The following is a 3,536-nucleotide window of genomic DNA, read 5'->3' on the forward strand; positions in this document are numbered from 1 at the left end:
CCCCCCGCTGCCTCCGGCGGAGTTTTCCACGTTCATACTATCTCTTTCAACGGCCGCTCTCGTGAACCTCGGAGAGATGCAAAACCCGGTAACCGGGGAGGCCGAGAAGGACGTTAATGCGGCGAAGCATACAATCGACATAATCGGGATGCTCGGGGACAGGACGAAAGGGAACCTATCGGAAGAAGAGACGAGATTTCTGGACGGCGTACTGGCCGACCTGCGTCTGAAGTACTGCAAGGCCGTCGAGTAGGGACGGCCCGGTCGGATAAAAAACCCCTCATGGGGGAATAAGGTGGGTATAGAGATGAAGACTTACGGAATAAAAACCATATTGCTCGTGGCGTTCGTATCGGTCCTCGTGGGTGTTGCCATAACCGCGAGCCTCGACGTTACCGAATCCACGGTCGCACAGAATTTTTGGAAAGAATCGGACAACGGTGAGCCCCCCGCCATAGGGCCCAACTCCTTTGTGGCCCTGGCGAAGAAGCTCTCGCCGGCGGTGGTGAACATATCCACGACCCAGGTCATAAGGGAGAGGCAGCCCGCTATGCCCTTCCCCGAGCCCCGGACCCCGTTCGAGGACTTTTTCGGGGAGGATTTTTACAAATTCTTCGGCGAGCCGGAGAGGGAGTTCAAAAGACAGAGCCTCGGCTCGGGCTTCATCATAAACGAGGAGGGCTACATCCTCACCAATAACCACACCATAGAGAACGCGACCGAGATTATAGTCACCCTTACGGGGAAGAAGAAGAAGGAGTACAAGGCCGAGGTCATAGGCAAGGACGAGAAGATAGACATCGCGCTCATCAAGGTGGATGCCGGAGAAGACCTGCCCGTGGTCGCGCTCGGCGATTCGGACAGGCTGGAGGTCGGGGCGTGGGTGGTCGCGATAGGCAACCCCTTCGGGCTCGGCGGCACTGTCACGGCCGGGATAGTAAGCCAGAAGGGCAGGATTATAGGTGCGGGGCCTTATGACGACTTCATCCAGACCGACGCGTCCATAAACCCGGGCAACTCCGGCGGTCCGCTCTTCGACCTCAAGGGAGAGGTGGTGGGCATAAATACCGCCATCATCGCCGGGGGCCAGGGCATAGGCTTCGCCATCCCGGTCAATATGGTAAAGGACATACTCATTCAGTTGAAGGAAACCGGGAAGATTACCAGGGGGTGGATAGGCGTTACCGTCCAGGAGGTAACCCGTGACATAGCCGAGGCCTTCGGCCTTGAGGAGCCGACCGGCGCGCTGATTTCATCGGTGGTGCCCGACGACCCGGCGGATAAGGCAGGCATAAAGTCCGGAGATATACTCGTAGAGTTCGACGACAAGGAAGTAGCGGGCATGAACGACCTCCCGAGGCTGGTGGCCGCCGTACCGCCCGGGAAAGAGGTCCGGGTAAAGGTCATAAGGGACGGCAAGGAAAAGAAGCTCACCCTTACGGTAGCGAAGAAGCGGGATGACGGAAAAGGGCACGAAGCCGCCGAAGAGGAGTCCGAGTCCGTCCCCGAGAAGAAGATAGGGCTCACGGTCCAGCCCATACCCGTCGAGATGGCCGAGGGGCTCGGCATCGAGGATATCGAGGGGGTGCTCGTAACGGCGGTAAACCCGGACAGCCCGGCGGGCAATGCGGGCCTCAAACGAGGGGACATCATAAAGGCGATAAACAAGAAACCGGTAAGGGGCATAGCGGAGTACCGCAAGGAGATAAAGGCCGCGGTGGAAGGCGACCTGATACTCTTTTTCGTTATGAGGGGTAAGAACACCATCTTCGTTACGGTAAAGCTGGCGGAGTAGACGGACGGCATTATCGGGCGGCGGCCCGCGGCCGCCGGTCTTTCAGCCCGGAGGACACCTTGGCATCTTACGTAATAGCCGTTACCGGCGCCAGCGGCGCCAGCTACGGCCTGAGGCTCATAGAAGAGCTTTTAAGGAGGGGAGATGATGTGGACCTTATCATCTCCCCTTCCGGTTTTCTGCTCCTCCGGGAGGAGACCGGCTTTACGCTCGCCCCGGGCGGGGGGGGGGGGGCGGACGTCGCGGAGACCATAAGGGCCGCCTTCAAAGGCGCGCGCGGCAAGCTCGGCTACACCCCCTCGGACGAGTTGACCTCGCCGCTCGCAAGCGGCTCGGCCTTGAAAAAGACCATGGTCATATGCCCCTGCTCCATGGGTACGCTCGCCAGGGTTGCCACGGGCGTGTCGGGGAACCTGATCGAGAGGGCCGCGGACTGCACCATCAAGGAAAACGGTAGGCTCGTGCTCGTACCGAGGGAAACCCCGCTTAGTGCCATTCACCTCGAAAACATGCTGAAACTCGCGAGGCTCGGCGTGGCCATTGTGCCCGCCATGCCCGCCTTCTACTCGAAACCCGAAACGCTCGACGACGCGGTGGACTTCGTCGTCGGAAAAGTGCTCGACGTGCTCGGCGTGGAGAACGACCTCTATAAAAGGTGGACGGGGAAAGAGTAAGGGATGCTCGACATAAAATATATAAGAGACAACCTCGAAGAGGCCGGGAAAAGGCTTAAGGCGAGAGACGAGGCGTTGGATCTCGCACCCGTGACCTCGCTCGACGGTAAGAGGCGTTCTCTCCTCCGGGAGGTCGAGGCCCTTAAGGAAAAGAGGAACAAGGTCTCGCAGGAGGTGGGCAGGCTCAAGAAAGAGGGCAAGGACTCGGGAAAACTTACCGCCGAGATGAAGGGCGTAAACGAGCGCATAAAGGAGCTCGATAACGAGCTTGCCGCGGTGGACGCCGAGCTAAGGGGTTTTATGCTGACCCTGCCTAACTTCCCGCATGAGAGCGTACCCGTCGGCAAGGACGAAAACGATAACCCGGTCGTGAGGACGCACGGGGAAAAGCCCGAGTTCCCGTTTACGGTAAAAGACCACGTCGAGCTCGGCGAGACGCTCGGGATAATCGACATTGAGAGGGCCGGGAAGCTCGCCGGCGCCCGGTTCTCTCTTCTTAAAGGCCCCGGCGCGCGTTTGGAGAGGGCGCTCATAAACTTCATGCTCGACCTCCATACGACCAAACACGGCTACACAGAGATCCTCCCGCCATTTATGGTAAAGGAGGAGTGCTTCGTCGGCACAGGGCAGCTCCCGAAGTTCCGCGACGACCAGTTCAAGATAGAGGGCTGGGACCACTACCTCGTCCCGACGGCCGAGGTGCCCGTAACGAACGTCCACCGAGAAGAGATACTGGAAGAAGACACGCTGCCTATCTATTACACCGCCTACACGCCGTGCTTCAGGAAAGAGGCCGGCTCTTACGGGAAAGATGTAAAGGGTCTTATACGCCAGCACCAGTTCAATAAGGTCGAGCTCGTTAAGTTCGTAGCGCCGGAGACCGGCCCGGAGTCAAGCCCGGAGTCGAGTTATGGTGAGCTCGAAAAGCTCACCGCCGACGCCGAGGAGGTTTTAAAGTTATTGGGGCTGCATTACAGGGTTGTTACGCTCTGTACCGGCGACCTCGGCTTTTCGGCGGCCAAGACCTACGATATAGAGGTATGGCTCCCGGCTCAGGAGCGCTATAG

Annotated in this window: 4 protein-coding genes; all 4 read left to right on the top strand. The window is 58.9% G+C overall.

Features of this window, described 5'->3' with window-relative positions:
• On the top strand, positions 1-253 hold a 253-nt coding region (locus V3W31_03285), incomplete at its 5' end, for a DUF1844 domain-containing protein (protein ID MEE9613963.1).
• 54 nt (positions 254-307) lie between these two features.
• Positions 308-1,795 carry a DegQ family serine endoprotease gene (locus V3W31_03290; protein ID MEE9613964.1) on the top strand — a complete coding sequence of 496 codons (1,488 nt, stop codon included), beginning with the start codon at positions 308-310 and terminating at the stop codon, positions 1,793-1,795.
• Between the two features lie 59 nt (positions 1,796-1,854).
• Positions 1,855-2,469, top strand: coding sequence for a flavin prenyltransferase UbiX (locus V3W31_03295; protein ID MEE9613965.1), 615 nt, complete (start codon positions 1,855-1,857; stop codon positions 2,467-2,469).
• 3 nt (positions 2,470-2,472) lie between these two features.
• On the top strand, positions 2,473-3,536 hold a 1,064-nt coding region (gene serS, locus V3W31_03300; GenBank protein MEE9613966.1), incomplete at its 3' end, for a serine--tRNA ligase.

Source organism: Thermodesulfobacteriota bacterium (assembly GCA_036482575.1).
In the GTDB taxonomy this organism is placed as follows: Bacteria; Desulfobacterota; GWC2-55-46; order GWC2-55-46; family JAUVFY01; genus JAZGJJ01.